Here is a 3077-nt window from a genome sequence, read left to right as displayed (position 1 = left end):
TCCGGCCTAGGTGGTGGCGGGAGCCGCCCCACCGCTACCCGACGGGCCGCCGGGGGCTGCGCCACCGAAGCCGCCCGAGCTGGGCGGGAGCGAGTCGCCCGGGCCGGCCTCACCGGTGGGTGCGACGCTCGCGGTGATCTCCTCACCCTCGCGGGACCCGGCGTCCGGGCGCTGGACCCCGGTGAACGTGAACCGGGCGTCCTCGGTCTTGTCGGACTCCCCGTCCCAGCCCTCGACGTCGACGGTGATGAGCTCGCCGGCCGCGACCTCGCCGAAGAGGATCTTCTCCGACAGCGTGTCCTCGATCTCGCGCTGGATGGTGCGACGCAGCGGCCGCGCACCCAATACCGGATCGAAACCCCTCTTGGCGAGAAGCTCCTTGGCCCGGTCCGTGATCTCGATGGTCATGTCTTTGGCCTTGAGCGCCACGCCGACGCGGCTGACCATGAGGTCGACCATCTCCACGATCTGAGCCTTGGTGAGCTGGTGGAACACCACGATCTCGTCGATCCGGTTGAGGAACTCGGGCCGGAAGTGCTTCTTGAGCTCGTCGTTGACCTTCTGCTTCATCCGCTCGTAGGCGTCCTCGGTGTTGTCGGAGGACTGGAAGCCCATCCCGACCGCCTTGGAGATGTCCCTCGTGCCCAGATTGGAGGTGAAGATCAACACGGTGTTCTTGAAGTCCACCATGCGGCCCTGCCCGTCGGTGAGACGGCCGTCCTCGAGCACCTGCAGCAGCGTGTTGTAGATCTCGGAGTGGGCCTTCTCGATCTCGTCGAACAGGACCACCGAGAACGGCTTGCGCCGGACCTTCTCCGTGAGCTGGCCGCCCTCCTCGTAGCCGACGTACCCGGGAGGTGCGCCGAACAGACGGGACGCGGTGAAGCGGTCGTGGAACTCGCCCATGTCGATCTGGATGAGCGCGTCGTCCTCGCCGAACAGGAAGTTCGCCAGCGCCTTGGAGAGCTCCGTCTTACCGACACCGGACGGGCCGGCGAAGATGAACGAACCCGAGGGCCGCTTGGGGTCCTTGAGACCGGCCCGCGTGCGGCGGATGGCCCGGGAGACGGCCTTGATGGCGTCCTCCTGGCCGATGATCCGCTTGTGCAGCTCGTCCTCCATGCGGAGCAGACGCGTGGTCTCCTCCTCGGTGAGCTTGAACACGGGGATCCCGGTCCAGTTGCCCAGGACCTCCGCGATCTGCTCCTCGTCGACCACGGCGGCCACATCCATGTCGCCCGCACGCCACTGCTTCTCGCGCTCCGAGCGCTCGGCGATGAGCTTCTTCTCCGTGTCCCGCAGGCCCGCGGCCTTCTCGAAGTCCTGCGCGTCGATCGCGGACTCCTTCTCACGGCGGGCCTCCGCGATCTTCTCGTCGAACTCCCGCAGGTCCGGCGGAGCGGTCATCCGCTTGATCCGCATGCGGGCGCCGGCCTCGTCGATGAGGTCGATCGCCTTGTCCGGGAGGAAGCGGTCGTTGATGTACCGGTCCGCGAGCTGGGCCGCCGCGGCCAGGGCGGCGTCCGTGATGGTGACGCGGTGGTGGGCCTCGTAGCGGTCCCGCAGACCCTTGAGGATCTCGATGGACAGCTCCACGTTGGGCTCCGGGACCTGGACCGGCTGGAAACGACGCTCGAGCGCCGCGTCCTTCTCGATGTGCTTGCGGTACTCCTCGAGCGTGGTGGCGCCGATGGTCTGCAGCTCACCGCGGGCCAGCTTGGGCTTGAGGATCGACGCGGCGTCGATCGCACCCTCGGCGGCACCCGCGCCGACGAGGGTGTGGATCTCGTCGATGAACAGGATGATGTCGCCGCGCTGGTTGATCTCCTTGAGCACCTTCTTCAGGCGCTCCTCGAAGTCACCGCGGTAGCGGGAACCGGCCACCAGGGACCCCAGGTCGAGCGAGTAGACCTGCTTGTCCTTGAGGGTCTCGGGGACCTCGTTGTTGACGATGGCCTGGGCCAGGCCCTCGACGACCGCGGTCTTGCCCACGCCGGGCTCGCCGATGAGCACCGGGTTGTTCTTGGTGCGCCGGGAGAGCACCTGCATGATGCGCTCGACCTCCTTGGCGCGGCCGACGACCGGGTCGAGCTTGCCCTCCATGGCGGCCTGCGTGAGGTTGCGACCGAACTGGTCCAGCACCGTCGAGGACGACGGCGTACCGGACTCGCGACCACCGGTGCCGGCGGGGGCGCCCGTGGCCTCGGCCTCCTTGCCCTGGTAGCCCGACAGCAGCTGGATGACCTGCTGGCGGACCCGGGTGAGGTCCGCTCCGAGCTTGACCAGCACCTGGGCGGCGACGCCCTCGCCCTCACGGATGAGGCCGAGCAGGATGTGCTCGGTGCCGATGTAGTTGTGGCCGAGCTGCAGCGCCTCGCGCAGGCTCAGCTCCAGGACCTTCTTGGCCCGCGGCGTGAACGGGATGTGCCCGCTGGGCGCCTGCTGGCCCTGGCCGATGATCTCCTCGACCTGACTCCGCACCGCTTCCAGCGAGATCCCCAGGGACTCGAGTGCCTTGGCGGCCACTCCCTCGCCCTCGTGGATGAGACCCAGCAGGATGTGCTCGGTGCCGATGTAGTTGTGGTTGAGCATCCGGGCCTCTTCCTGGGCCAGGACGACGACGCGACGCGCGCGGTCGGTAAACCGTTCGAACATCGTGCTACCTCACATTCCTCGGGTTCCGTCCACTCTAGTGGCCGTGTCTGACGCGCTGCACCGCAGGAGCGGGAGCGGGTCCGTCACCAGGGTTCAACGCGGCAGGTCGGGGATCCATTGCAGATCCGTGTACGCCGACAGCGAACGCCGCCGATCCGTGCGCCGGGGCACGGACTTCCGTCGTCGGCGCCTAGGGTCGTGGACATGACACGGGTGGACGGAGCGGGGACGTGACCCCCTTCGATCTGGACCGGATCGGCCACGGACTGCCCTTCGCCGCCGCGCTGCCCGCCCTGCGGGACGCCCTCGCCACCAGGGGCACCGCGGTCGTCCAGGCCCCGCCCGGCACCGGGAAGACCACCCTCGCCCCACCGGCGATCGCCTCGGCGGACGGGATCGCGGGACGGGTCGTCGTCACCCAG

At 68.5% G+C, this 3077-nt stretch carries 2 protein-coding genes; one reads left to right on the top strand and one right to left on the bottom strand.

The genetic code is table 11. The annotated features are described in order from the left end of the window. Positions 1-6 precede the first annotated feature (6 nt). Positions 7-2655: an ATP-dependent Clp protease ATP-binding subunit gene (locus tag G6017_RS15280; protein ID WP_179524491.1), complete on the bottom strand. Its 2649-nt coding sequence runs from the start codon at positions 2653-2655 to the stop codon at positions 7-9. A gap of 230 nt (positions 2656-2885) precedes the next feature. Here G6017_RS15280 and G6017_RS15275 point away from each other — a divergent pair. Then, positions 2886-3077 (top strand): hypothetical protein (locus tag G6017_RS15275; RefSeq protein WP_182618110.1); only part of this gene is annotated, 192 nt, incomplete at its 3' end.

It is taken from the genome of Dietzia sp. B44 (assembly GCF_014145245.1).
GTDB classification, from domain to species: domain Bacteria; phylum Actinomycetota; class Actinomycetes; order Mycobacteriales; family Mycobacteriaceae; genus Dietzia; species Dietzia natronolimnaea.
Note: the sequence above shows the minus strand (reverse complement) of the source record. Positions and strands in the feature narration are given on the sequence as shown.